Annotated in this window: 21 protein-coding genes; 13 read left to right on the top strand and 8 right to left on the bottom strand. The window is 72.8% G+C overall.

Annotated features, from left to right (window positions below; all coding sequences use genetic code 11):
- Positions 1–140: 140 nt before the first annotated feature.
- The 4 genes from Dfulv_RS25190 (at position 141) to Dfulv_RS25175 (ending at position 5,173) form a co-directional block, all read left to right on the top strand.
- Positions 141–1,655, top strand: a complete 1,515-nt coding sequence (locus Dfulv_RS25190; RefSeq protein ID WP_259855645.1) for a dynamin family protein — start codon at positions 141–143, stop codon at positions 1,653–1,655.
- Between the two features lie 67 nt (positions 1,656–1,722).
- Positions 1,723–2,517, top strand: a complete 795-nt coding sequence (locus Dfulv_RS25185) for a nucleotide exchange factor GrpE (RefSeq protein WP_259855643.1) — start codon at positions 1,723–1,725, stop codon at positions 2,515–2,517.
- A complete protein-coding gene (locus tag Dfulv_RS25180; RefSeq protein ID WP_259855641.1) occupies positions 2,514–4,433 on the top strand; it encodes a dynamin family protein in 1,920 nt (639 codons plus the stop codon). The genes Dfulv_RS25185 and Dfulv_RS25180 overlap by 4 nt, the downstream gene beginning before the upstream one ends.
- Positions 4,434–4,444: 11 nt before the next feature.
- The gene (locus Dfulv_RS25175) at positions 4,445–5,173 is read left to right on the top strand and encodes a hypothetical protein (protein WP_259855639.1); all 729 of its coding nucleotides are present in this window, start codon (positions 4,445–4,447) and stop codon (positions 5,171–5,173) included.
- A gap of 72 nt (positions 5,174–5,245) precedes the next feature.
- Here Dfulv_RS25175 and Dfulv_RS25170 read toward each other — a convergent pair whose 3' ends face one another.
- Complete coding sequence (locus tag Dfulv_RS25170) at positions 5,246–6,808, bottom strand: Hsp70 family protein (RefSeq protein ID WP_259855637.1); 1,563 nt, start codon at positions 6,806–6,808, stop codon at positions 5,246–5,248.
- Between the two features lie 103 nt (positions 6,809–6,911).
- Between Dfulv_RS25170 and Dfulv_RS25165 the strand changes: the two genes are divergently transcribed.
- From Dfulv_RS25165 to Dfulv_RS25150, 4 genes are all read left to right on the top strand, one after another.
- Positions 6,912–7,676: a glycerophosphodiester phosphodiesterase gene (locus Dfulv_RS25165; protein WP_259855635.1), complete on the top strand. Its 765-nt coding sequence runs from the start codon at positions 6,912–6,914 to the stop codon at positions 7,674–7,676.
- Between the two features lie 24 nt (positions 7,677–7,700).
- Complete coding sequence (locus tag Dfulv_RS25160; RefSeq protein ID WP_259855633.1) at positions 7,701–9,074, top strand: MFS transporter; 1,374 nt, start codon at positions 7,701–7,703, stop codon at positions 9,072–9,074.
- Positions 9,075–9,153: 79 nt separating this feature from the next.
- Complete coding sequence (locus Dfulv_RS25155) at positions 9,154–9,864, top strand: thymidine kinase (protein ID WP_406567831.1); 711 nt, start codon at positions 9,154–9,156, stop codon at positions 9,862–9,864.
- Positions 9,865–9,902: 38 nt separating this feature from the next.
- Entirely contained in the window at positions 9,903–11,591 is a 1,689-nt protein-coding gene (locus Dfulv_RS25150) for an acyl-CoA dehydrogenase family protein (protein ID WP_259855631.1), read from the top strand.
- Between the two features lie 26 nt (positions 11,592–11,617).
- Here the strand turns inward: Dfulv_RS25150 and Dfulv_RS25145 are convergent, their stop codons facing one another.
- Both Dfulv_RS25145 and Dfulv_RS25140 read right to left on the bottom strand, forming a co-directional pair.
- Positions 11,618–12,583: a tyrosine-type recombinase/integrase gene (locus tag Dfulv_RS25145; protein WP_259855620.1), complete on the bottom strand. Its 966-nt coding sequence runs from the start codon at positions 12,581–12,583 to the stop codon at positions 11,618–11,620.
- Positions 12,584–12,594: 11 nt separating this feature from the next.
- Complete coding sequence (locus Dfulv_RS25140) at positions 12,595–13,245, bottom strand: class I SAM-dependent methyltransferase (RefSeq protein ID WP_259855613.1); 651 nt, start codon at positions 13,243–13,245, stop codon at positions 12,595–12,597.
- Positions 13,246–13,498: 253 nt separating this feature from the next.
- Here Dfulv_RS25140 and Dfulv_RS25135 point away from each other — a divergent pair, with 253 nt between their 5' ends.
- The 3 genes from Dfulv_RS25135 to Dfulv_RS25125 all read left to right on the top strand — a co-directional run bounded on the left by Dfulv_RS25135 (position 13,499) and on the right by Dfulv_RS25125 (position 18,029).
- Positions 13,499–14,665, top strand: a complete 1,167-nt coding sequence (locus tag Dfulv_RS25135) for a winged helix DNA-binding domain-containing protein (RefSeq protein ID WP_259855610.1) — start codon at positions 13,499–13,501, stop codon at positions 14,663–14,665.
- A 90-nt stretch (positions 14,666–14,755) separates the two neighbouring features.
- Positions 14,756–15,721, top strand: coding sequence for an endonuclease/exonuclease/phosphatase family protein (locus Dfulv_RS25130; protein ID WP_259855609.1), 966 nt, complete (start codon positions 14,756–14,758; stop codon positions 15,719–15,721).
- A 55-nt stretch (positions 15,722–15,776) separates the two neighbouring features.
- The gene (locus Dfulv_RS25125) at positions 15,777–18,029 is read left to right on the top strand and encodes an excinuclease ABC subunit UvrA (protein WP_259855608.1); all 2,253 of its coding nucleotides are present in this window, start codon (positions 15,777–15,779) and stop codon (positions 18,027–18,029) included.
- 676 nt (positions 18,030–18,705) lie between these two features.
- Here the strand turns inward: Dfulv_RS25125 and Dfulv_RS25120 are convergent.
- The 4 genes from Dfulv_RS25120 to Dfulv_RS25105 form a co-directional block, all read right to left on the bottom strand.
- Positions 18,706–19,014 carry an ArsR/SmtB family transcription factor gene (locus Dfulv_RS25120; protein ID WP_259855605.1) on the bottom strand — a complete coding sequence of 103 codons (309 nt, stop codon included), beginning with the start codon at positions 19,012–19,014 and terminating at the stop codon, positions 18,706–18,708.
- A 9-nt stretch (positions 19,015–19,023) separates the two neighbouring features.
- On the bottom strand, positions 19,024–21,363 hold the full coding sequence (locus tag Dfulv_RS25115) for a HelD family protein (protein WP_259855590.1): 2,340 nt from the start codon (positions 21,361–21,363) through the stop codon (positions 19,024–19,026).
- Positions 21,364–21,454: 91 nt separating this feature from the next.
- On the bottom strand, positions 21,455–22,213 hold the full coding sequence (locus Dfulv_RS25110) for an ABC transporter permease (protein ID WP_259855588.1): 759 nt from the start codon (positions 22,211–22,213) through the stop codon (positions 21,455–21,457).
- On the bottom strand, positions 22,210–23,133 hold the full coding sequence (locus Dfulv_RS25105; RefSeq protein WP_259868029.1) for an ATP-binding cassette domain-containing protein: 924 nt from the start codon (positions 23,131–23,133) through the stop codon (positions 22,210–22,212). Before Dfulv_RS25105 ends, Dfulv_RS25110 begins: the two co-directional genes overlap by 4 nt.
- Positions 23,134–23,208: 75 nt before the next feature.
- On the opposite strand from Dfulv_RS25105, the gene Dfulv_RS25100 reads away from it, so the two are divergent.
- Positions 23,209–23,673: a MarR family winged helix-turn-helix transcriptional regulator gene (locus tag Dfulv_RS25100; protein WP_259855585.1), complete on the top strand. Its 465-nt coding sequence runs from the start codon at positions 23,209–23,211 to the stop codon at positions 23,671–23,673.
- 50 nt (positions 23,674–23,723) lie between these two features.
- The gene (locus Dfulv_RS25095; protein WP_259855583.1) at positions 23,724–25,142 is read left to right on the top strand and encodes an MFS transporter; all 1,419 of its coding nucleotides are present in this window, start codon (positions 23,724–23,726) and stop codon (positions 25,140–25,142) included.
- Here the strand turns inward: Dfulv_RS25095 and Dfulv_RS25090 are convergent.
- On the bottom strand, positions 25,139–25,336 hold the full coding sequence (locus Dfulv_RS25090; RefSeq protein WP_259855581.1) for a hypothetical protein: 198 nt from the start codon (positions 25,334–25,336) through the stop codon (positions 25,139–25,141). The two genes, Dfulv_RS25095 and Dfulv_RS25090, sit on opposite strands and share 4 nt — an antisense overlap.
- Between the last annotated feature and the right edge of the window lie 41 nt (positions 25,337–25,377).

Below are 25,377 nucleotides of genomic sequence, written 5' to 3'. Positions count from 1 at the left end.
TTCTGATTCCATCCAGGAGCGAATAATGAGCGAGGTCCACCCCTTGGACACCCGAGGGTACGTCGGCATTGTGGCTGAACCCACCGGCCTCGCGCAGTCGGTGATCAGTCTGTGCGCGACGCCGAACCGGGGCTGACCCCGTGGCTCCAGGACCACTCAGCTCCCGCGTCGCCGACCTGTGCGCCGAGGTCGGCAACCGTCTCGGCGGCGCCGCCCAGGCACAGGTGGTCGACGTGCGGCGGCGCCTCGGCGAGCCGCTGCGGGTCGCGATCGCCGGCCGGCTCAAGTCCGGCAAGTCGACGCTCGTCAACGCCCTCATCGGCCGGCGGGTCGCGCCGACCGAGGTCGGCGAGTGCACCCGGATCGTGACCCAGTTCCGCTACGGCACCTCCGACCGGGTCGACGTCGTCAAACGCAACGGTGCCCGGGTCAGCCTCCCCCTCGACGAGGCCGGGATGATCCCGCAGCGGCTCGGCGTCGCCCGCCACGAGGTCGCCTACGTCGACGTCACCCTCACCAGCGACCACCTGCGCGACCTCACCGTCGTCGACACGCCCGGCCTGTCGTCGGCGAACACGTCCGTGTCGGACCAGGCCCGCCGGTTCCTGTTCTCCGAGGCGCCGATCGACGACGACCTCGACTCGGACTCCGCCGGCGCGCTCTCCGGCGCCGAGGCGATCATCTACGTGTTCACCCAGTCCGTCCGCGAGGACGACGTCCAGGCCCTCGAGGCGTTCCGGTCGATCTCGGCGCGGCTGTCGTCGAACCCGATCAACTCCCTCGGCCTGTTCAACAAGGTCGACAAGCTCGCCGGCGGCGGCCAGGACCCCTGGCCGATCGTCGCGCCGCTCGCCTCCGACCAGTCCAAGGTGCTGCGCCGGGTGGTCTCCGACGTCGTGCCGGTGGTCGGGCTGCTCGCCGAGACGACCGAAGCCGGGCGGCTGACCGCCGCCGACTGCGAGGCGCTGCGGCAGCTCGCCGCGCTGCCCCAGGGCGAGCGGACCGTCCTGCTCGCCTCCGTCGACCTGTTCACGTCCCGGGAGTGCGGCATCACCCGCGAGTCGCGGGAACGGCTGCTGCGGCTGCTCGACCTCTACGGCATCAGCTTCGCCATCGCGCAGCTGGTCGCCAAGCCGACCCTCGCCACCGGCGAGCTGGTGCGGATGCTGTTCCAGGCGTCCGGGTTCCCGCGGCTGCGGCAGACCCTCGACCACGCGTTCCGGTGGCGCACCGACGCGATCAAGGCCGGGTGGGCGCTGTCGAGCCTGGAGAAGATCGCCAGCCACGCCGAGCGGCCCCACGACCGGGAACTGCTGCGCGACGCCATCGAGCGGGTCCTGCAGCAGCCCGAGTCGCACCGGCTGCGGCTGCTCGAAGTGGCGCAGCTGGTCACCACCGGCGCCGTCGACCTGCCCGACCAGATGGAGGGCGAGCTGACCCGGCTCGCGCTGTCCAACGACCCCGGCTGGATCCTGAACCTGCCGCAGGCCGACCGGGACCAGATGGTCCGGGCCGCGCTCGACGCCGCCACCCGCTGGCGGGCCTACGCCGTCGCCGGGGCCAGCCCGTCCCAGTCGCGGGTCGCGCTCGTCGCGCACCGCGGGTTCTACCTGCTGTCCCAGCGCATCCGCGGTGGCCAGGCCCATGCCCGGTAGCCGGTCCCAGTCCTATCCAGCGAACCGTCCAGCCCCTGTTCGTGGCCCCGACCCCCAGGAGCCGAAGATGTCCTCCAACAGCAGCCTGCGCCTCATCGCGGTTGCCGTAGCCCTGACCGTCGCGGTGCTCACCGGCGTGGCGACCGGCCTGCTCAGCGGCGCGCCGGACTGCCCCGCCGCGCCCGCCCCGGTGGCCACGACCGCGCCGGCCCAGAACTCCGGCAGCGGGGTCGGGATCGGTGACGAGGTCAACACCCCGAACCAGCCGCCGGAGCAGAAGCAGACCGCCCCGATCGTGCAGGACCAGGCCGCACCGGCCGCGGCGTGCACGAAGCAGGAGGCGTTCGGGATCCGGGCGGCGCTCGTCGCGTTCGTCGGCGCGCTGTTCGTCGGTGCCGCGCTGCTGCTGCTCATGCTGCTGTCGGCGCGCCGCCCCGCCGCCCCGGCCACCGCCGGCGGGACGGGCGGGTCCGGCGCCGCCGACCGGCGGGCGCTGGTCCAGGCGTGCATCTACGTGCGGGACCGGGTCACCAGCAAGGCCCTCGGCGACCGGCTCGGCACCGCCCTGCAGGAGGCCGGGGTCACCATCCTCGAGCCCGTCGGGGCCCGGTTCGACCCGGCGCACCACGAGGCCGGCGGCGCCACCCCCAGCAACGACCCGTCGCTGATCGGGTCGATCGCCGCCGTCGAGGTCCCCGGCTACGTCGACCGGGACGGGCGGGTCCTGCGCGCCCCGATCGTCACCGTCTACCAGGCCGCCCGCAACGCCGGCGGCCCCACCGGCGCGCACCCGACGGTGGCGCACCACACCGGACCGGCGGGCACCACCGCACAGCAACCACGTAAAGGGCAGCAGCGATGACGCAGACCTCCGACGCGGCCCCCGCCGGGCAGGCCGCGAAGAAACCGGCCGACGCGACCGCGGCCCTCGGCAAGCTGCTCAAGGCCGGCGTCGACGGCAGCCTCGCGTACCTTCGCAAGATCGACCCCGACGCGGCCGCCGACATCGACACCGAGCGGCGCCGTGAGGTCACCCGCCCCCGGATCGTCATCGTGGGCGAGACCAAACGCGGCAAGAGCTCGCTGACCAACATGCTCATGGGCGTGCCGAACCTGTCCCCGGTCGACGCGGCCGTCGCGACCGCGTCCTACCTGGAGTTCCAGCACAACGCGCAGCACGGCGCCCGCGCGTACGTCCCCGGCCGGGAAGACCCGATCCCGCTGGGCCTCGGCGACCTGCGCGACTGGGGCACCGTGCTGGGCCGGCTGCCCGACGGGATGCGCCCGCCGCGGCGGATCGAGGTCCACCACTCGGCGCCGCTGCTGCAGTACCTCACGCTCATCGACACCCCCGGCACCGGCGGCCTCGACTCGATGCACGCCGAGGTCGCCATGGACGCGGTCGAGAAGGCCACGGCGCTGCTGTTCGTCGTCGACTCGTCCTCGCCGTTCTCCAAGCCGGAGATGTCGTTCCTCATCGAGGCCAGCAAGAAGGTCAACTTCGTGTTGTTCGCGCTGACGAAGGTCGACGCGTACCCCGGCTGGCGCACCATCCTCGCCGACAACAAGGGCCAGCTGCAGGCACACGCGCCCCGGTTCGGTACCGCGCCGTGGTATCCGGTGTCGGCGCGGCTGGCTGAGCTGGCGATGACCCTGCCGAAGGACGCCGCCGGCGAGCTCATCCGCGAGTCGCGGATCGCCGAGCTGCAGCACGCCCTCATCAACCTGGCCAGCAAGGGCCACCTCATGCAGCAGGCCAACGTGCTGCGTTCGGTGCGGTCCGAGTACATCCGCATCGACCAGGAGATCGGTGACCGCATGAAGGCCACCGACCCGGACCCGAAGGACGCCGAGCGGGCCAAGGAGGAACGGGCCCAGGTCGCCGCCCGCAAACGCACCGAGTCCCGGCAGTGGTCCCTGGCGCTGTCCACGGAGACGCAGCGGGCCCGGGTCGAGGCCACCACGCGGCTGCGTGGCTACATGACGCAGCTGCAAGAGCAGTTCATGGAGAAGATCGACAAGGGCGGCCGCAGCGACGTCAACAACCTGCCGCAGGAGGTCGACAAGGCGCTGTACGCGCTGTCCGTGCGGCTGTCCCACGACCTCGAGTTCCGGTTCCGCAAGGTCGGCGAGCGGGTCCTCGCGCAGGTGTTCCACCCCAACGAGCTGCAGCACGTGCTGCGGCAGCTCAACGCGAAGCTGCGCCACGCCCTGGGCACCAAGCCCCGCCGTGACGGCGGTGGCGGCGACGGCGCCATGGTCGTCATGTCGTCGGCCGGTATGGCGATGATGGCCGGCCGGGGCGCGATGGCCGGTGCCGGCGCGATCGGTCTCGCCGGCGTCGCCGGTGCCGGGCTCGTCATCCCCGTCATCGGCATCGGTCTCGGTCTCGCCGCCGGCGCGTACATGATCTTCAAGCGGAAGAGCATGACCGACAAGCAGCAGACCCGCACCTGGCTGCGGGAGGTCCTGGGCGAGGCCCGGGCCGCGCTGTCCGACGAGATCATGCACCGGTTCACCGACCTGCAGTACGCGCTCACCCTCGCCCTCGACGAGGCGATCGAACGGCGGCTCAAGCAGCTCGACGCCCACATCGCCAACATCGACAAGTCGCTCGCCGAGGACAAGGCGGAACGCGCCAAGCGCAAAGCCGCGCTGAACACCGAGCGGGAAGCGCTGCGCTCCCGCATCAAACAGGTTGACGAGGTTCTCGTGCGGGTACGTGCACTGGCGCCAAGCGCACCCGCTGACGCGGCCGACGCGCAGGCCGAGGCGTAGGGGGTTCCACCATGGACGGGCACTGGGAATGGTCCGAGTCAGGCGACACCGCCGACACCGCCGACCTCGGCGCTGACGGCGGCGGCCACGAACTCGGCGGTGAACTCGGCGGCGGACTCGGGCACGAGACGTTCGGCGCCGAGCTCGGCGGCCAGTTCGGTGACGGCGGCTTCGGTGACGGCGACCTGGGCGGGCACCACGACGCCCACACGGGCGCCGACGACCTGGAGGAGCCGCTCGGCACCGAGCACGCCGCCGAGGACTACGACCACAGCGTCGCCGCCGACTACGGCCACCACGACCAGCCCGCCGACCTCACCTCCACCGGGTTCGACGCCGGCACCGGCGACCCGGGTGACGTGGGCGACGCCGGGGACCCGGCCGGGGACGACCCGGTCGACAACCCGGCGGCGTTCGGCACCGACCCCGACGTCGACGCCCTCGGCGACGACCCGGCCTGGCACGAGGTGCCGTTCCCGGCCGAACTCCACCTGGAGGGGCCGCCGGAGCCCGTCGACGGCTACCCCTGGACGGACGTCGACGTCCTGGGCGGCCCCGACCACGACCTGTCCGCGGCCTTCGACCCGGCCGTCGTGATCGACGACCCCGCCCCACCGGCCGACCTCGCCACCTACGACGGCGCCGCCGTCCCCGACGGCGGCGACCCGTGGAGCTTCCTGCTCGGCTCCGAGGACCCGGCCACCAGCACGCTGGCCAACTACTGGGCCCCGCAGGCGTAACACACCCGCGTACCGCCCGCGGCCGGTGGGGCCGCGGGCGGTACGCGGGTCACGTACGACTGCTGGCCGGGGTCAGAACGCGGTTTTCAGCAGCACCGCGAACAGGATCACCACCAGGACCAGGACCACCACGATCACGGCGATCCAGTTGCGCTCACTGCCGTCGTCGTCCGGCTGCGGCGGGGTCGGGCGGACCGTCTGCGGCGGGAACGGGCCCGGGCGCTGCGGCTGCACCGGCGGCGGCTGCGGGCGGAACACCGGCTGGGGCTGCACCGCGGGACGCTGCTGCACCGGCGGCGGCTGCACGGGCGGGCGGGCCACCGGCGGCGGGGTCACCGGCCGCTGCGGCTGCACGACCGGCTGCACAACCGGCTGGGCCGGCGGGCGCTGCACCGCCGGGGAGACCGGGACACCCGACATGGGAGCCGCCGACACCGGAGCGTGCGTCGCCGGGGACATCGGCACCGCCGACACCGGCGGCGTCGGCCGCTGCACCGGCGGGACCGGACGCTGCGGCTGCGGCGGGGGCGTCACCGTGCGGGGCATGCCGGACGCGCGGACCGGGGTCACCGCGGCGCCGATGCACAACGCGCCCTCGACCACCACCGTCTCCGGCTGCTCCAGCGTCGTCGGCGCCACCCCCAGCTCGGTGTGGATCAGGTGCGCGGCGAGCGGGATCCGCGACGACCCGCCGACCAGGAAGATGCCGACCAGGTCCTTCGGCTGCAGCCGCGCCGACTCGATCGCCCGGGACAGGCACGACACGGTCCGCTCCAGGTAGGGCCGGACGAGGGTCTCCAGCTCCTCCCGGGTGAGGTGCGCGTCGATGTCCATCGACGGCAGGTGGATGTCCGTCGACGCGGTCCGCGACAGCATCTCCTTCGCGCCCCGCACGTCCTCGTACAGCATCCGGCGCAGCCGCCGGTCCGAGGCGTCCGTCGGGTTCGCCAGAGCCTCCCACTTCTCCCTGCGGCCGTCGGAGTACGTCTTGCCGAGGTGCTCGATGATCGCGTGGTCGAAGTCGAGGCCGCCGACGTCGGGCAGGCCGTCCTCGGCGAGGACCTCGAACCCGCTCTGGGTGCGGCGCACGACGGTCGCGTCGAAGGTGCCGCCGCCGAGGTCGTAGATCGCGAGGCTGCGGCCCACCGGAACGGCCGACCCGAGGACCGCCGTGAAGTAGGACGCGGCGCCGACCGGCTCCGCGATCAGGCGGGGCGTGCCGAGGCCGGCGATGCGGGTCGCCTCGATCAGCAGCGAGCGGCGCCGCTCGCCCCACCGCGCCGGGTGGGTGAGGCGCACCTCCTCGGGCGCGGCGCCGAGCTGGCGGCGGGCCTCGATGCTGACCTGCGACAACACGTGCGCGAACAGGCGCGGCACGGGCATGGGGTGGTCGCCGATGAACACCTCCCCGTCGTCGATGCGGCGCTTCGGGTTCGGCTCGAACCGGGCCGGGTCGAGCCGCGCGTTACGCTCGGCGTCACGGCCGACGAGGACCTTGCCGTCGGTGTTGAAGTACAGGGCAGAGGGCAGCAAAGGAGAGCCGTCGAACAACAGCGGTCGCATCCGGGCGTCCGCTGTGCTGCGGACCATCGCGACCGTGTTCGACGTGCCGAAGTCGATGCCGAGCACGCGCATGTGCGTCACCCTACCTTTGCCGTTCCACGCTCTGCGTCGGCCGTCAAGCCTGCCGTAACCCGCCGTTGCACCGCGCTGCCGAAGACCGCTGCATACTGGCCGCGTGAGGCAACACTGCCCGTACCTCGACGCGCCAGGACCGCTGGGCTTCGCCCACCGCGGCGGCGCGGCGGCCGGTGACGAGAACACGACAGCGGCGTTCGCTCGTGCGGTCGAGCTCGGCTACCGGTACATCGAAACGGACACACACGCCACCGCCGACGGGGTCGCGGTCGTGTTCCACGATGACACGCTGCGACGGCTCCTGGGGCATCCGGGTCGGATGATCGACTTACGGTGGACGGACCTGCGGACGCTGCGGGTCGGGGGCGCGGCGGCCGTGCCGCGGCTGGAGGAGGTGCTCGAGGAGCACCCGGCGACACGGTTCAACATCGACACCAAGACCGACCCGGCCGTCGACCCCACCCTCGACGTGGTCCGCCGCACCGGCGCCCACGACCGGGTGCTGCTCGCGTCATTCTCCTCGGCCCGGCTGGCCCGGATCCGCCGCGCCATGGGGCCGCGGGTCGCGACGTCGCTCGGGATGACCGAGGTGGCGCGGCTGTGGGCGGCGTCGGTGACGGGACGGCCGGTCCAGCTGCCGGAGAGTGTCGTGGCGGCCCAGATCCCGCCGCGGTACGGCTCGATCCGCCTGGCCTCCCCGCGCTTCGTCCGCTACGCCCACCGGCTGGGACTGCAGGTGCACCTGTGGACCATCGACGACGCCGCACAGATCGAGCACTTCCTCGACCTCGGCGTAGATGGCATCATGACCGATCACATCGAGGTGCTGCGCGACGTCTACCTCCGCCGCGGCATCTGGCACTGACCCTGCCCGGAGGAAGGCCGACCCGTGTCCATTGTGGAGAAGACGCCGCAGCTCAGCACCCGGCGCGAACGGGTCGGCTGGTACTTCTACGACTGGGCGAACTCCGCGTTCTCGACCACGGTCGTCACCGTCTTCCTCGGCCCCTACCTGACGTCGATCGCGGAGAAGGCCGCCGGCTGCGAGGGTGACGCCTGCGACGACGCCGTCATCCGCCCGCTGGGCATCGCGATCGCGCCCGGCGCCCTGTTCCCGTACACGGTGTCGCTGTCGGTGCTGCTGACCGTGTTCGTGCTGCCCGTCGTCGGTGCCGTCGCCGACCGGTCGCCGCGCAAGAAGGAACTGCTGGCGCTGTTCGCCTACATCGGGGCCGCCGCGACCGCCGCGATGCTGTTCCTGACCGGCGACCGGTACCTGCTCGGCGCCGCGCTGTTCCTGATCGCGAACATCGCGTTCGGCGCGTCCGTCGTCGTCTACAACTCGTTCCTGCCGCAGATCTCGAACGAGGAGGACCGCGACCGGGTCTCCAGCTTCGGCTGGGCGTTCGGCTACCTCGGCGGCGGGCTCCTGCTGCTGCTCAACGTCGTCGCCGTGCTGATGAAGGACAGCCTGGGCATGTCGACCGGCGACATCGCGCGGTACAGCATCGTCTCGGCCGGTCTGTGGTGGGCCGGGTTCACGACCATCCCGCTGCTGCGGCTGCGTAACCGGCCCGTCGTGCTCGACCCGTCGATCGGCGCCGGCACCGGCTCGGTGCTCACCGACGGGTTCCGGCAGCTGTGGCACACGCTGAAAAGCCTGAAGGCGTTCCCGCTGACGCTGTCCTTCCTGGTCGCGTACCTCATCTACAACGACGGCATCCAGACCGTCATCGCGCTGGCCAGCCAGTACGGCACCAAGGAACTGGGCCTGTCCGACGACGTCCTCGTGCCGACGATCCTCATGGTGCAGTTCCTGGCGTTCGCCGGGGCGCTGCTGCTGGGCTGGACGGCCAAACGGATCGGCGCCTGGAAGACGTTGCTGCTCAGCCTGGTGCTGTGGACGGTGATCGTCCTCATCGCGTACTTCCTGCCGGCGAAGGAGGCGGTGCCGTTCGTCGCGCTCGGCGGCGGCATCGGCCTGGTCCTCGGCGGCAGCCAGGCACTGTCGCGGTCGCTGTTCTCGCAGCTCATCCCGAAGGGCAAGGAAGGCGAGTACTTCGGGCTCTACGAGATCTCCGACAAGGGCACCAGCTGGCTCGGGCCGCTGCTGTTCGGCCTCGCCTACGACATGACCCGCAGCTACCGGGTGGCGATCATCTCGCTGCTGGTGTTCTTCGTCGTCGGGTTCTTCGCGCTGCTGGCGGTGCCGATCCGCCGGGCGATCGAACAGGCCGGCAACACCCCGCCGGCACGGTTGTAGCGACCGGACCCACCGGCCCGGCGGTCGCCGAGCAGCGGCTGCGGGTCGCGCCGGGGCGGCTGAAGTAGGCTCAGCCGTCGTGACCCCACCCAACGACGATCCCGATTCCTGCGTGGCCGCCGGCGACAGCCGGCTGCGGCGCGGTGGCTCGCTGAAGTTCTTCTACGGGCCGATGGACTGCGGCAAGTCCACCCTCGCGCTGCAGATGGACTACAACCACGCCCGGCAGGGCCGCCACGGCCTGGTCCTGACGACGATCGACCGGGCCGGGCCCGGCCGGTTGAGCACCCGCATCGGGCTGGGCAAGGAGGCCGTCGACGTCGACCAGGGTCTCGACCTGCGGCTGCTGGTGCGGGAGCGGTGGGCGAAGGGGATCCGGGTCGACTACCTCATCTGCGACGAGGCGAGCTTCTACACGGTCGAGCAGATCGAGCAGCTCGCCGATCTGGTCGACACGTCCGACGTCGACGTCTACGCGTTCGGGCTGGCCACCGACTTCCGCACCAGCCTGTTCCCGGCCGCGCAGCGGCTGTTCGAGCTGGCCGACGAGGTGACCCGGGTCCAGGTCGAGGTGCTGTGCTGGTGCGGCCGGCCGGGCCTGCTCAACGCGCGGGTCGTCGACGGCACGATCGCCCGGGAGGGCGACCAGGTGGTCATCGGCGACACGACCGACGCCGACACCGAAACCGACCACAAGGACGTGCACTACCAGGTGTTGTGCCGCCGTCACCACCGCACCGGCGACCTGGGCCCGGCGGCCCGCGCGGAGGGGCAGCTGCGGCTGGTCTGAGCCCCCACCCCGGCGTACCGGGCGGTAACCTCGGCGGTATGACGCGATTCGTGCAGAACCCGCCGGTGCTTCGCGACCCGTACACCGGCGACCCGCAGCTGCGCGGCTGGCTCGACCGGCTGCTCGGCGAGGACGGCCACGCCGCTGCCAAGGGACGCCTCGCCGAGCTGTCCGCCGAGGTCCTCGGGCCGCTGCGCGCCGCGCACCACGACGCCGAGACGCACCCGCCGGTGCTGACCCGGTTCGACGCGTGGGGCAACCGGGTCGAACGGATCGACACGTCCGCCGGCTGGCAGACGCTGCGGGCCTCCGCCGCCCGCCACGCCGTGGTCGCGCTGCCGTACCTGCCCGAGGCCCGCGCCGCCTGGGGCGCCGGTGCCCGGGTCGTGCAGCAGGCGCTGCTGCACCTGTGGGGGCCGGAGTCCGCGACGTTCACCTGCCCGGTCGCCATGGCCGACGGTGCCGCCGCGCTGCTGTCGCTGCCGGGCACGGCACAGGAGGTACACCTCCCATGGCTGGAACGGCTGACCACCACGGACCCGGCGGTGGCGGTGACGTCCGGGCAGTGGATGACCGAGTCGCAGGGCGGGTCGGACATCGCCCGGTCGACCACGACCGCGCGGCCCGACGGGCGCGGCGGCTGGCTGCTCACCGGCGACAAGTGGTTCTGCTCGGCGATCGACTCGGCGATGGCGGTCGCGCTGGCCCGGCCGGAGAGCGCCGGGCCCGGCAGCCGCAACCTGGTGCCGTTCCTCGTGCCGCGCTACGGCGCCGACGGGCGTTCCCCGGCGGCCGGGCTGCAGGTGCTGCGACTCAAGGACAAGCTCGGCACCCGGGCCGTGCCGACCGGTGAGGTGCGCCTCGACGACGTGGTCGCCTACCCGCTCGGCGACCCGGCGAGTCCCGGGCTGGCGACGATGATGACGCTCGTCGTGGTGACCCGGCTGCACAACGCCGCCGCGGCGGCCGGTGGGATGCGCCGCGGCCTCGAATACGCGCTGAGCTACGCCGCCGAGCGGGCCGTGGCCGGCGGCCGGTTGCTCGACAACCCGCTGCACCGGGCGACGCTCGGCGGGCTGGCCGTCGACGCCGCCGGTGCGTTCGCGCTCGCCGCGCACGCGTTCGCGCTGCTCGGCCGGGCCGAGACCGGTGACGCCGCCGCCGCGGCCGAGCTGCGGCTGGTGGCGCCGCTGGCGAAGCTGGTCACCGGCCGGCTCGCGGTGGCGTCGGCGAGTGAGTACCTGGAGTCGTTCGGCGGCGCCGGCTACGTCGAGGACACCGGCGTCCCGCGGCTGCTGCGCGACGCGCAGGTGCTGCCGATCTGGGAGGGCACCACCAACGTGCTCTCCGTCGACGTGCTGCGTGGGCTGGCGGCCGGTGAGGGTGCGCGGCCGCTGCTGCACCGGTTCGAGATCGCCGCGGACGCGGCGGCGTCCGGGCTGCCGGGCGTCGCCGAGGCGCTGGTCGCGGCGGCGCGGCGGCTCGCCGCCGACGTGGAGACCGCGGCGGCGGACCCCCGCTCGCCGCGGGTCGTGGCCGGCGCGCGGGAGCTGGCGTTGCGGATGGGCCACGCCCTGACCGCGGCGCTGCTGCTGGAGCACGCGGCGTGGGCGCTGGACCGCGGCGACGAGCGGCCCGCGCTGCTCGCGTCGCTGTGGACGCTGCGCAGACTCGGGCAGTCGGACGTGTCGCCCGACCTGCACGAACACTTCGACCAGCTGGTCTGACCAGCCGACCCGGTCAACAGGCCCGGTCAGCGGGCCTGGCGGCGGCGGGCCCGGGCGGCGGCCAGCGCGTAGGCCGGGTCGCGGTCCAGGTTGTGCCGGTCCCGGTCGTAGCGGCGGGTGGTCCGCGGGTCGGCGTGCCCCATGGCGTCCTGCACGTCCTCCAGGGGCACGCCCTCGTCGCGGGCGGCGGTGGCGAACGCGTGGCGCAGCGAGTGCGGCGACAGCCGCTCCCACGCGGGCACGCCGGCGTCCCGGGCCAGCCGCCGCACCAGCCGGAACACGGCGTGCCGGTCGACCCGGCCGCCGGTCGCGGTGGTGAACAGCGGCCCGTCGGCGCCGCCGCGCACCGCCAGGTACTCCTCCAGGGCGTGCACGGCGGCCGGGGTCAGCGCCCGGCGGCGCGGCTTGCCGCCCTTGCCGGTGAACCGGACCGTGCGGTGGCCGCGCTCCGCGCCGACGTCGTCGACGTCGAGGGCGACGACCTCACCGACCCGCAGGCCGAGGTCGGCCAGCAGCGCCAGCACGGCGCGGTCCCGGGCGGCGGTCGGGCCGGCCAGCCGCGCGGCGGCGGCGAGCATCGCGTCGACCTCGGTGGCGCTCAGCCCGACCGTCGCCGACACGTCCCGGGCCACCCGGGGCCGGTCGGCGCCGCCGACAGGGTTGCTGGTCACCGCCTCCAGGCGCAGCAGGAACTGGTACCAGCTGGACAGCGCCGACAGTTTCCGGGCCACGCTCGCCGGGGCGAGGATCCGGCCGGTCCGGCCGTCCACAGTGGATTCCAGATCGCGGGCGTAGGCGTTGACGTGCAGGAACGAGGCGCGCAGCGGGTCGAGGTCGCGGGCGGCGCACCAGGCGAGGAACTGCTGGACGTCGCGGCGGTAGGCCGCCTTCGTGTGTGCCGACAGCCGCCGGTTGGCGAGCCAGCCCTCGGTGAAGTCGGTCAGGCCACCCGACGGCGCAGCCGGGTTCGGCACGGGCAGCGGGGTGGACATCGCCGCAGAGTCTAGGGATTCACCCGCCAGACCGTGGTGCGCTTGATCGGCGTGTCTTCGAGTGTCTGCGGCACCGGCACGTCGTAGGTGGCCACGAGGCTCAGGTGCTCCTTCGGCAGGTAGGCCCGGCCCGGGTCGCCGGCCAGCACCGTCGCGCCGCCGGCCGCGGCCCTGCGCAGGAAACCGAGCACGCGGGTGGTCATCTCGCGGCTGTAGAAGACGTCGCCGGCCAGTACGACTTCCGCGTCGGCGTCCCGGTCGAGGACGTCACCGAGCACGGCTGTGACGTCCACCTCGTTGGCGTGGGCGTTGACCTCGATCGCGGCGACCGCGAGCGGGTCGATCTCGACGGCGGTGACGTGCGCGGCGCCGGCCCGCATCGCGGCGATCGCCACCAGTCCGGAGCCGGCGGCCAGGTCGAGCACGCGCCGGCCGGCGACGAGGTCCGGGTGGTCGAGCACGTGCCGGGCGAGGGCCTGCCCGCCCGCCCACGCGAACGCCCAGAACGGCGGCGGCAGCTGCGCGCCGCCCTGGCCGGCCTCGGTCCGCTGCCACAGCTCGATGGCCTCCTCGGCCAGGTGCAGGCGCACCTCGGGGGCCAGCGGCACGGCGGCGAGGCGGGTGTTGGCCAGGACGAACTCGGTGGACACGGAGATGGTCATCGCCCGGACGGTATCAAGCCGGGCTGTCACTCCTGCGTGCGACGCCCGTTCGTCGCGGGTTCGGTACCGTCGATACATGGGGGGCAATGCCGTTTTCGTCTGGATCATGCTCGGCCTGGCGGCCGTCGTGCTGATCCTGATCGCCCTGTACGTGGACTCGTGGCGCCGCAAGGACGACGCCTGACTCCTCTGCACGCGCCCGGAACGGGATGGCGTGGCGATGCCGGCTGCCCCGGCACGGTATGAACACACGATGACCCCGCACATCAGCACCGATCAGCGCCGCGCCCGGCTGGCGTGGCGGCACGCCCTCGCCGGACCCGTCCCGCCGGACCGCGGGCCGCAGGACGTCACCGCCGACCTCGTGGCGCTGCACGCGACCGACGCGGCCACCGTCCACCTGGCCGTCGCCGCCCGGCTGCACGCGCCGCTCGTGGAGACCGTGGAGGAGGCGTTGTACGAGCGGCGAACGCTCCTGCGGATGCTCGGCATGCGACGCACCATGTTCGTCGTGCCGACCGGGTTCGCGCCGGTGGTGCAGGCCGCGGCCACCCGGGCGGTCGCCGCCGACCAGCGGAAGCTGCTCGTGCGGCATCTCACCGAGTCCGGCGTCGGCGACGCGGACTGGCTCGCGGACGTGGAGGAGGCGACGTACCGTGCGCTCGCCGCCCGCGGATCCGCCACCGCCGCGCAGCTGGCCGTCGACGAGCCGCGGCTACGCAGCCAGATGGTGTTCCCGCAGGGCAGCCAGTACGTCACCAGCCGGGTGCTGTTCCTGCTCGCCGCCGACGGGCGGATCGTGCGGGGCCGGCCGGTCGGCTCGTGGCTGTCCAGCCAGTACCTGTGGTCGACGGCCGACGGGTGGCTGCCCGACGGCGGGCTGCCGGCCCTGGATCCGGCCGCCGCCCGGACCGAGCTGGTCCGGGCCTGGCTGGCCCGCAACGGCCCCGGCACCGCCGCCGACCTGAAGTGGTGGACCGGCTGGACGCTGACGCAGGTCAAGGCCGCGCTCGCCGCGCTGGCCGCCGTGCCGGTGACACTCGACGGCGGCGACACCGGATACGTGCTGGCCGACGACGTCGACCCGGTCGCCGAGCCGGAGCCCTGGGTGGCGCTGCTGCCGGCGCTCGACCCGACCGTCATGGGCTGGACGAGCCGGGAGTGGTACCTCGGGCCGCACGCCCCGGCGCTGTTCGACCGCTCCGGCAATCCCGGGCCGACGGTGTGGGCCGGCGGGCGGGTCGTGGGCGGGTGGGCGCAGCGGCCGTCCGGCGAGGTGGCCGTGGAGCTGCTGGAGGACGTCCCGGCCGCGGTCCGCCGGGCCGTCGGCGGTGCCGCCGCCGACCTGGAGGGGTGGCTCGACGGGGTACGGGTGACCCCGCGGTTCCGCACGCCGCTGGAGCGCCGCCTCTCGGCGTGACCGGCGTCGAGTGTGACCGGCGTCGAGCGGGTCCGAAGTCCCCCGAATACCGGTCAGGAATTGTCAGTCCTCGCCGGTACGGTTCGGATCGTGGCGGTGTTGTGGTGGGTGATCGCGGTTCTGGTCGCCGGGTTCGCGCTGGTGCGGCTGACCGGCGCCGAGCGGGGCACCCCGCTGGTGCAGCTGTTGGCCTACACACCGTATGCGGCGGTGGCGGCGCTGCTCGCCGGGGCGGCCGCCGCGCTGGACGGGGCCTGGGCACCGGCGGCCGTGTGCCTGGCCGGCGGGGCGATCCTGGCGGCGGTCGTCGTGCCGCGGCTGATGCCCGGCCGGCGGGCCGGTGCGGGGGTGCGGCTGCGGGTCATGACGGCCAACCTGCTCTACGACCGCGGTGACGTGCGGGCGCTGCTCGAGCAGGCGAAGGTCGACGACGTCGACGTGCTCGCCCTGCAGGAGCTGAGCCGGGGCGCGCTGGAGGAGCTGGACCGGGCCGGGGTCGGCGGGCTGCTGCCGTTCCGGTCCGCGTGTCCGAAGTCGCGGGGTTTCGGCTCGGCGGTGTTCAGCCGGCATCCGATCGTGTCCGATCCGGGGCACGAGCCGGTGCGGCGGCTCCCGTCCGGGGTGCAGCAGGCCATGGCGACGGTGCTGGTGCCCGGCGCCGGGCCGGTGCTCGTCGAGTCGGCGCATCCGTGCGCACCCCATCCCGGCCGCACCGGCGGCTGGGCGCGGGACCTGGCCGCCCAGCCGCCTGCCGGGTCCGGTCCGGCACCGCGGGTGCTGCTCGGTGACTTCAACTCGACGCTCGACCACGGGCCGTTGCGGCGGTTGCTACGCACCGGCTACCGCGACGCGGCCGCCGGGCGGGGCCGGGGCCTGTTGCCGACCTGGCCGTTCCGCGGGGCGACGCGGCTGTTGCGGCTGCTGCCGGTGACCATCGACCACGTGCTGGTCGACCGGCGGATCGGGGTGCGTGCCGTCGCCACCAGGGTCACCCCGGGCAGCGACCACCGGGCGGTCGTGGCGGAGCTCACCATCCCAATGTCATACAGTGTATAGTATTAGATCTGCCTGTTCACCGACCCGAGGGAGCGACAGCACGTTGGACCGGACCATGGACCGGATCAGGATCGTCGGAGCCCGGGAGAACAACCTCCGCAACGTGACGGTCGAGGTGCCCAAGCGCGCGATCACCGTCTTCACCGGCGTCTCCGGATCGGGCAAGTCGTCGCTCGTCTTCGACACCATCGCCGCGGAGGCACAGCGCCAGCTCAACGAGACGTTCACCGCGTTCGCCCGGGCACGCCTGCCGAAGTACGGCCAGCCCGACCTCGACTCCGTGGACAACCTGTCGGCGGCGATCGTCGTGGACCAGAAGCGGCTCGGCGGAGGGTCCCGCTCGACGGTCGGCACGATCACCGACATCTCGGCGATCCTGCGGCTGCTGTTCTCCCGGATCGGGCAGCCGCACGTCGGGCACTCCAACGCGTTCTCGTTCAACGACCCGCAGGGCATGTGCCCCGAGTGCGAGGGCCTCGGCCGCACCACCACGCTCGACCTCGACGCGTTCCTCGACCGCAGCCGCTCGCTCAACGAGGGTGCGCTGCTGCACCCGGACTTCCAGCCCTCGACGTGGTATTTCAGGATGTTCGCCGCTTCGGGCTTCTTCGACCTGGACAAGCCGCTGTCGCAGTACAGCGACGAGGAGTGGCACAACCTGCTCCACGCCCGCACGAAGATCCCGATCGACGTGCAGGGCGCCCCGATGAACGCCGCCTACGAGGGCGCCGTGGAGAAGTTCAACCGGCTCTTCATCAAGCGCGACACCTCCGAGCTGTCCGAGCGTAGCCGGCAGACGATCCGGCGGTTCGTCACCGAGCGGGTCTGCCCGGCCTGCGACGGCGCCCGGCTCAACGAGGCCGCCCGCGACTGCCGCATCGACGGCCACTCCATCGTCGACCTGTCCGCGATGGAGGCCACCGAGCTCGTCGAGGTGCTCGGCACGTTCCGCGACCCGGTCGGCGCGCCGATGGTGGAGAGCCTGATCGACCGGGTCGGCAACCTCGTCACCATCGGGCTGGGCTACCTGAGCCTCGACCGGGAGACCGCCACGCTGTCCGGCGGCGAGTCACAGCGGATCAAGATGGTCCGGCACCTGTCCAGCGCGCTCACCGAGATGATGTACATCTTCGACGAGCCCAGCGTCGGCCTGCACGCCCGTGACGTGGCCCGGCTCAACACGCTGCTGCGTAAGCTGCGCGACAAGGGCAACACGGTCCTCGTCGTCGAGCACGACCGCGACGTCATCGACATCGCCGACCACGTCATCGACATCGGCCCGAGGGCCGGCGCGCACGGCGGCGCGGTCGTCTTCGCCGGCACCGTCGCCGAGCTGGTCGACGCGCCGACGCTCACCGGGCGGTACATGCGGCACAAGCTCCCGCTGAAGACCGGCGTGCGGCAGGGCACCGGCGTCATGACCGTCGCCGACGCCGCCGTGCACAACCTCAAGAAGGTCACCGTCGACGTCCCCACCGGTGTGCTGACCGTCGTCACCGGGGTCGCCGGCTCGGGCAAGAGCTCCCTGGTCAACGAGGCGTTCCTGGCGCAGCACCCGGAGGCGATCGTCATCGACCAGAGCGCGGTCGGCGCGTCGATCCGGTCGAGCCCGGCGACGTACACGGGGATGATGGACGAGATCCGGTCCCTGTTCGCCAAGGCCAACAAGGTAAGCCCGGGCCTGTTCAGCTTCAACTCCAAAGGTGCCTGCCCGGCCTGCCAGGGCCTCGGGATCATCTACACCGACCTGGCGTTCATGGACGGGCTCAAGTCGGCGTGCGAGGAGTGCGAGGGCCAGCGGTTCCGGCCCGAGGTGCTGCGGCACAAGCTGCGCGGCCGGTCGATCGCCGAGGTGCTCGACATGACCGCGGAGGAGGCGGCCGAGTTCTTCCCGGAGCCGAAGCTCCAGCCGATCCTGCGGGCCATGGTCGACGTGGGCCTCGACTACCTGCGGCTCGGCCAGCCGCTGAGCACGTTGTCGGGCGGCGAGTGCCAGCGGGTGAAACTCGCGACGGAGCTGTACAAGTCGGGCACCGTCTACGTCATGGACGAGCCCACGACGGGCCTGCACATGTCCGACATCAAACACCTGCTCGACATCATCGAGCGCCTCGTCAGCCAGGGCAACTCGGTCATCGTCATCGAGCACAACCTCGACGTCATCAAAAACGCCGACTGGATCATCGACCTGGGCCCGGAGGGCGGCAGCGGCGGCGGCCAGGTCATCTTCGAGGGCACCCCCGAGCAGCTGCTCAAGGCCGAGCACTCACACACAGCGGCCGCGGTCCGCCGCGACGTCGCCGCCTGAGCCTCCGCACGACCGGCCGCCCGCAGCAGCGGGACGCTCCCGGCAGCGCGGTGCGGCCGTGGGGCGGTGGCGCGCGACCGGGACCGGCAGCACCACGAGCGGCGAGCGGCCCGGTGCGTGATCGCGGAGCTTCTGGTGGGCTGGAACCCCGCAAAAACGTCCGTGATCATGCGCCGGGCCTGCCGCCCCAGGCTCGGCATGCCTGCGAGCGGCCGACGTCACGGCGGGCCCCCTCCGCGCAGCTGCGCGAGCTGTCACCGCCCGTCGTTGAGCCCGTTCACGATCGCGGAGTTTTTCGGGGCCTGGAAGCCTGTTGCGCAATTCGGATCTCTCGCGCGTCAACCCCGACAAAACCGCGCCGATCTTGGAGTTGTGTCCTTGACAAATCCGGACAAATTCGGAGGTTCATGGCGCCACAACTCCAAGATCGGCGCGTAGTTGGCTGCCGACGCTGTCCCAGCGAATTACGCAACAGGCTCCTGGAACCCAGGGAAAGCTCCGCGATCATGAAAACGGGCGCCGGAACGCGACCAGGGTCCACCGTCGGGGACCGGGGCGGCTGGGAGGGCGGGCACAGGTGGACCCCGCCCTCGGAGGGGGCATTTCGGGGGTTGCTACGCTCACGTCGGTTCGGTGAGCGTGCTGGAGTCCGACCCATCACGCTCCCACCTTTGCTTCAGCCGTCCGTGTCTTCGTCGAGGACGGCTTCCAGGCGGTCCAGGTGCCGCGACCACAGGCGTCGATAAGGCGCGAGCCAGGCGTCGATCTCCGCGAGGGGCTCGGGCCGCAGCTCGTACCAGCGACGCTGGGCGTCCTGCCGCACGGCGACCAGCCCGGCCTCCCGCAGCACCCGCAGGTGCTTCGAGGTGCCGGGCTGGGTCAGGCCGAGCCGCTCGGTCAGCGCGCCGACCGGCTGCGGCCCTTCCAGGAGCACGTCGAGGATCCGGCGGCGGGTCGGTTCGGCGAGCACGTCAAACGGGGGCACCCGGCAACGTTATATTCCCACCACGGCATGCAGCGAGTCGGGGAGTGTGCCCGGGTGCAGCATCCCGAGCCGCTGGGTGGCGCGGGTGAGCGCGACGTAGAGGTCGTTGGCGCCGCGGGGTGACTCCTCGACGATCCGCTCGGGGTCGACCACCACGACACCGTCGAACTCCAGGCCCTTGGCCTGCTTGACGGTGAGCACCACGACCCGGGACGACAGCTCCGGCTCGTCGCCGACGGCGGCGTCCCCGACGGTGCGCAGCACAACCGGTGCCAACTCATCGAGCAGCCCGGTGGGGACGATCACCCCCAGCCGTCCCTCCCCCGCGGCCTCGGCCTCCGCGGCGACCGCCTCGGCGAGGGCGTCGGCCAGCCGAGCGGGCGCCACACCGCGGATCCACGGCTCGGTGCCGGCCTCGCGGACCGAGCGCGGCGGCTCCAGAGCCGGGTCGATGTCGGCCAGGACCCGCGCGGCGACCGCCATGATCTCGGTCGGGGTGCGGTAGTTGACGGTGAGCTCCCGCAGCCGCCAGCGGTCCCCGACGTACGGCGCCAAGGCACCGCCCCACGAGGCCGCGCCGCCGAGGTCGCCGGTCTGCGCGACGTCGCCGACGACGGTCATCGACCGGCTCGGGCAGCGGCGCATCAGCAGCCGCCACGCCATCGGCGAGAGCTCCTGCGCCTCGTCGACGATGATGTGCCCGAAGGCCCACTTGCGGTCGGCGGCGGCCCGCTCGGCCGGGGTGAGCGCCTCGCCCTCGTCGTGGCGCTCGGCGAGCCGGTCGGCCTCGAGCAGGTCGGTGACGGACAGCAGCTCCGGGTCGTCCTCGTCCTCCAGGTCGATGGAGCGTGATCCGTACGCGATCTCGAGCGCGCCCTCCGCGTAGGCGATGCGCTGCCGGCGGCGCCGCTCCTCGATGATCTCCCGGACGGTGTCGTCCTCGCCGAGCAGCTCGGCGGCCTCGTCGAGCAGCGGCACGTCGGCCGCGGTCCAGCCCTTCCGCGGCGACCGCTTCAGCAGCGGCGACGCGCCGGCCGCCGCGAGCCGCGCGTCGGCGGCGAAGAGCCCGGCGACCAGCTGCTGCGGCGTGAGGATCGGCCACAGCCAGTCGAGGGCGCCGAGCACCTCGGGCTCGTTGCGCAGCTCGCGGCGGATCTCGGCGAGGTCGGCCTCGTCCAGGATCTGCGGGTCGCCGGGTGCGTCGTCGCCGCCGAGCGGATCGTCGGCATACGGGTCGACGCCGATCGTGTCGGCGACGACCAGCGACAACGCGTGGATGATCTCGGTGTCGAACGTCGGGCGGGCCAGGTTGTGCAGCTTGCCGGAGCGCCGGGCGCGCTCGCGGGCGTCCTCGATGACGGCCGGCTCGAGCAGGACCCGGTCGCCGTCGAGCATCTCCAGGCGCAGGGTCAGCGGCTCGTCGGGCACTCGCTGGCGGTCGCGGACCGCGGCGGCGAGCACGTCGACCATCTCGACCCGGCCCTTGATCTCGGCGATCTCGGCGGGCTCCTCCCGGTGCGCGACCACCCCCGGGAACAGGTCGCCCATGGTGCCCAGCAGCACGCCGGTCTCGGCGAGGGAGGGCAGGACCTGGGAGATGTACTTCAGGAAGGTGGTGTTCGGCCCGACGATGAGCACGACCCGCGACGACAGCATCTGCCGGTGGGTGTAGAGCAGGTACGCGGCCCGGTGCAGCGCGACGGCGGTCTTGCCGGTGCCGGGCCCGCCCTGCACGACGAGGACCCCGCCCAGGTCGGCGCGGATGACGTGGTCCTGCTCGGCCTGGATGGTCTCGACGATGTCCTTCATCCGGCCGGTACGGCTGGCGTTGAGCGCCGACAGCAGGGCCGCCTCGCCGGTGACGCCGTCGTGGGCGCCGCGGCCGGTGCCGTGGGTCTCGTTGAGGTCGAGGACCTCGTCGTCGAGGCCGGTGACCCGGCGTCGCTCGGTGCGGATGTGGCGGCGGCGCCGCACCCCGTCGGGTGCGGCGGCGGTGGCCAGGTAGAAGGGGCGGCTCGCCGGGGCGCGCCAGTCGATGAGCAGCGGCTCGTAGTCGTGCTGCTCGTCGAAGATGCCGATACGGCCGATGTAGCGCCGTTCGCCGTCGGCGAAGTCGAGCCGGCCGAAGCACAGGCCGTTTTCCACCGCGCCGTACTGCGCGACGCGTTCGCTGTACATCGTGGTGGCGGAGTCCCGGTGGGAGCGGTCGCCGGGTGTGCCGCCGCTCTGCAGCAATGCCCTCGTCAGCTGCGCCGATGCCTCCTCCCGGAGGACGTCGAGGTGCTTGTAGAGCGTGGTGACGTGCTCCTGCTCCTCGGCGAGGTCGGCTGTGTCGGATGAGTTTGACAATCCGTCTCCAGTCGGCTATATTTCGTTGCAGTCGGACGCCGCAAGGCGTCTTTTTTGTTGCCCGAACGCTCTACGATAGCCCACCCGCCGCTCATCGGGACAACCTCCGATACTGCCGCACCGACAGCGGGAAGAAGACCGCGACGAGTGCGAGCGGCCACACGACAGCCTTCCATGTGCCGCCGCCGCCCGGGTTGCCGAACAGGGCCCGGGCCGCGTCCGCGGTCGCCGACAGCGGGTTCCACGCCGACAGCGCGCCGAGCCAGGACGGCATGTCGGCCGGCGACGCGAGCGCGCTGGACAGAAACGCGAACGGCCACACCAGGATCTGGACCGCGATCAGCAGCTGGGCGTTGCGGCTGACGAGGCCGAGGTACACGCCGACCCACAGCACGGCGAAGCGCAGCAGGAGCAGCAGGCCGACCGCGGCCAGGGCGTCGAGGAGGCCGTTGTGCCAGCGCCAGCCGACCGCGAGCCCGCAGCCGATCATCACCAGCAGGCCGAGCGCGGAGGTCAGCAGGTCGGCGAGGTTGCGGCCGAGGACCTGCGCGGACGGGGACATCGGCAGCGAGCGGAACCGGTCCGTCACCCCGCGGTTGAGGTCGGTGGCGATCGCCTGGAACGTCGACTCGACCCCGAAGAGCATGGTCATCGCGAACATGCCGGGCAGGAGGTACTCGCGGTAGTCTCCCCCGCCGGCGACGCTCATCCCGCCGCCGAGGACAAACGCGAACATCACCACCAGCAGGACCGGGAACAGCAGGGTCAGGAGGACCTGGGCGGGTTGCCGGGCGAGGTGCGCGAGCTCCCGGCGGGTCATCACCCAGCCGTCGTGCAGTGCCCACTTCATGCGGTGGCGACCTCCTGTCCGGTCAGGTGCAGGAACACTTCGTCGAGCGTGGGGCGGCGCAGTGTGACGTCCTCGACGTCGAACCGCATGGCCGCGCCGAGGGCCGCGATGCGGTCGTGGACCGAGACGGTCACCCGGCGGCGGTCCGGGTCGACGGTCACCGGGCCGAACGCGGCCAGCGCGTCGGCGAGCGCCGCCACGTCCGCGGTGTGGCGGGCGACGACCTCCAGGCGGTCGTCGCCGAGCCGGGACTTGAGCTCGTCGGGTGTGCCGTCGGCGACGACCCGGCCGCGGTCGACGACGGAGATCCGGTCGGCCAGCTGGTCGGCCTCGTCGAGATACTGCGTGGTGAGCAGCACGGTGGTGCCGTCGGCGGCGAGCCGGCGGACCGCCGCCCACACCTCGGCCCGCCCGCGCGGGTCGAGGCCGGTGGTCGGCTCGTCCAGGAACAGCACCCGCGGGGCGAGGACCATCCCGGCGGCCAGGTCGAGGCGGCGGCGCATCCCGCCGGAGAAGTGCTGCACCGCCTTGTCGCCGGTGTCCGCCAGCCCGAACCGGTCCAGCAGCTCGGCGGCCCGCTGCCGGGCGCGGGCGGCCGGCAGGTGGCAGAGGCGGCCGAACATGACGAGGTTCTGGGTGGCGCTGAGGACCTCGTCGACCGCCGCGTGCTGGCCGACCAGCCCGATCGCGCCGCGGACCCGGTCGGGCTGGCGGGCCACGTCGAAGCCGGCGACCCGTGCGGTGCCGCCGTCCGCCCGGACGAGCGTGGACAGCACCCGCACCAGGGTGGTCTTGCCCGCGCCGTTCGGCCCGAGCAGCCCGTGGATCGAGCCGGCCGGGACGTTGAGGTCCAGCCCGTCGAGGGCGGCCTTGTCCCCGTAGCGCTTGCGTATGTGCTTCGCGTCAATCACGTTATACAGTGTAGAGAGTTTCTGCTCCGGCCGCGACCCGGCTGGAGCAAGACGATCTGCTGGCGGATTATCTATCCTGGAATCATGGCCGCCGCGATCACGCCCGACATCTCCTACCTGCTCGACCACACCAGCCACGTGCTGCGCACGCGGATGACCGCCGCGCTGGCCGAGGTCGGGCTCACGCCGCGTATGCACTGCGTCCTCGCGCACGCCCTCGGTGAGGAGCGCACCCAGATCCAGCTCGCCGAGATCGGCGGCATGGACAAGACCACGATGGTCGTCACCGTCGACGCGCTGGAGAAGGCGGGCCTGGCGGAGCGGCGCCCGTCGACGACGGACCGGCGGGCCCGGATCATCGCGGTCACCCCGGCCGGCGCCGAGATGGCCGGCCGCAGCCGGGAGATCGCCGACTCGGTGCACGCCGCCGTCCTCGACGCACTGCCGGAGGAGGAGCGGTCGGTGCTGGTCAGCGCGCTCACGCGGCTCACGCAGGGGCACCTGGGGACGCCGGTCGAGGTGCAGGGCGTGCGACGCGCACGACAATAAAACTCCGCAACAAGATGGTTCCGTAATAGACGATCTGCTACGGTTCCACCATGCCTACCAAGCACAGATGGCTCGCTCTCGCCGTCGTCGCCGCCGGAACGCTCATGGTGGTCCTCGACGGCAGCATCGTCACCGTGGCCATGCCGGTCATGCAGCGCGACCTCGGCTTCACGCCCGAGGGACTGACCTGGGTGATCAACGCGTACCTCATCGCCTTCGGCAGCCTGCTCCTGCTCTCCGGCCGCCTCGGCGACCTCCTCGGCCGCAAGCGGATGCTGCTCGCCGGCACCGTCGTCTTCGTCGCCGCCTCCGCCCTGGCCGGCTTCTCCGGCAGCGCCGGCATGCTCGTCGCCGCACGGTTTTTGCAGGGCGTCGGCAGCGCCATGGCCAGCGCGGTCAGCCTCGGCATCCTGGTCACCCTGTTCCCCGAGCCCCGCGAGCGCGCCACGGCGATCGGCATCTTCGCGTTCACCGGCGCCGCCGGCGCGTCGATCGGCCAGGTCCTCGGCGGCGTGCTCACCGACCTGCTGAGCTGGCACTGGATCTTCCTCATCAACGTGCCGATCGGCATCGCCACCCTCGCGCTCGCCGTCCACTACCTGCCCGCCGACCGCGGTCGCGGCCTGCGCGCCGGCGCCGACGTCCTCGGCGCGCTGTTCGTCACCGCCGGCCTGGTGACCGCCATCTACGCCGTCGTGCAGACCGGTGGCAACCGCCTGCTCACCGCCGGTGCCGCCGCGGTGCTGCTCGTCGCGTTCGTGATCCGCCAGGCCACGGCCCGCATCCCGCTCATGCCGCTGCGGATCTTCCGCTCCCGCCAGGTCTCCGGCGCCAACGTCCTGCAGATCCTCATGGTCGGGGCGATGTTCTCGTTCCAGATCCTCATGACGCTGTACATGCAGCGCGTCCTCGGCTACACCGCGCTGCGGACCGGCCTGGCGATGCTGCCGGCCGCGCTCGCGATCGCCACGGTGTCGCTCGGCGTCTCCGCCCGCGTCATCGCGCGGTTCGGCGAGCGGGCCGTCCTCATCGCCGGCCTGGTCCTGCTCAGCGCGGCCCTCGGGTGGCTGACCCGGCTGCCGGTCGACGCACGATACCTGCCCGACCTGCTCCCGGTGGTGCTGCTCGTCGCCGGCGCCGGCCTGGTCCTGCCCGCGGTCACCGGCCTGGGCATGTCCGGCGCGAGCGACGACGACGCCGGGCTCACCTCGGGCCTGTTCAACACCACGCAGCAGCTCGGCATGGCGATCGGCGTCGCCGCACTGTCCACTGTGGCCGCGTCCCGGACCGGTGACCTGCTCGCGGCCGGCCGCACCGAGCCGGTCGCGCTCACCGCCGGCTACCGCCTGGCGTTCACGATCGGCGCCGCCCTGCTGGTGCTGTCGATCGCCGTCGCCGCGCTGATCCTGCGTCCGGCGGCCCGGACCATACGACCCGAGCCCGCACCGGCCGAGAAGGCGCGGGTCTAGCGCGAGGCGCGGGCGGCGCTGATCACGGCGATGCCGAGGAGCACCACGGACACGCCGCCCACGGTCTCGCCGACCGCGTCGACGAGCGGCTTGCCCATGACCCGCCACGAGACGGTGAACCAGCCGCCGGTCAGCGCGGCGATGCCGGCCAGACCGAGCCGTTGGCCGAACTCCGAAGACACCCGTGGCCGCATCGCGCCCTCCCCTTGGTCGCAACCGCTCGCCGTTCCGAATC

Source organism: Dactylosporangium fulvum, from assembly GCF_025137375.1.
Lineage (GTDB): Bacteria > Actinomycetota > Actinomycetes > Mycobacteriales > Micromonosporaceae > Dactylosporangium > Dactylosporangium fulvum.
The sequence above is the reverse complement of the archived record's forward strand: the minus strand, read 5'-3'. Positions and strand labels throughout refer to the sequence as shown.

Excerpts from the sequence above, each read along its gene's own strand:
- Dfulv_RS25170 (WP_259855637.1), bottom strand. The coding sequence starts at position 6,808 with ATGCGCGTGCTCGGCATCGACTTCGGCACGTCGAACACGGTCGCGATG.
- Dfulv_RS25100 (WP_259855585.1), top strand. The coding sequence starts at position 23,209 with ATGGCCGCCGCGATCACGCCCGACATCTCCTACCTGCTCGACCACACC.
- Dfulv_RS25095 (WP_259855583.1), top strand. The coding sequence starts at position 23,724 with ATGCCTACCAAGCACAGATGGCTCGCTCTCGCCGTCGTCGCCGCCGGA.
- Dfulv_RS25175 (WP_259855639.1), top strand. The coding sequence starts at position 4,445 with ATGGACGGGCACTGGGAATGGTCCGAGTCAGGCGACACCGCCGACACC.
- Dfulv_RS25140 (WP_259855613.1), bottom strand. The coding sequence starts at position 13,245 with ATGACCATCTCCGTGTCCACCGAGTTCGTCCTGGCCAACACCCGCCTC.
- Dfulv_RS25125 (WP_259855608.1), top strand. The coding sequence starts at position 15,777 with ATGGACCGGATCAGGATCGTCGGAGCCCGGGAGAACAACCTCCGCAAC.
- Dfulv_RS25185 (WP_259855643.1), top strand. The coding sequence starts at position 1,723 with ATGTCCTCCAACAGCAGCCTGCGCCTCATCGCGGTTGCCGTAGCCCTG.
- Dfulv_RS25110 (WP_259855588.1), bottom strand. The coding sequence starts at position 22,213 with ATGAAGTGGGCACTGCACGACGGCTGGGTGATGACCCGCCGGGAGCTC.
- Dfulv_RS25135 (WP_259855610.1), top strand. The coding sequence starts at position 13,499 with ATGACCCCGCACATCAGCACCGATCAGCGCCGCGCCCGGCTGGCGTGG.
- Dfulv_RS25145 (WP_259855620.1), bottom strand. The coding sequence starts at position 12,583 with ATGTCCACCCCGCTGCCCGTGCCGAACCCGGCTGCGCCGTCGGGTGGC.
- Dfulv_RS25180 (WP_259855641.1), top strand. The coding sequence starts at position 2,514 with ATGACGCAGACCTCCGACGCGGCCCCCGCCGGGCAGGCCGCGAAGAAA.
- Dfulv_RS25090 (WP_259855581.1), bottom strand. The coding sequence starts at position 25,336 with ATGCGGCCACGGGTGTCTTCGGAGTTCGGCCAACGGCTCGGTCTGGCC.
- Dfulv_RS25150 (WP_259855631.1), top strand. The coding sequence starts at position 9,903 with ATGACGCGATTCGTGCAGAACCCGCCGGTGCTTCGCGACCCGTACACC.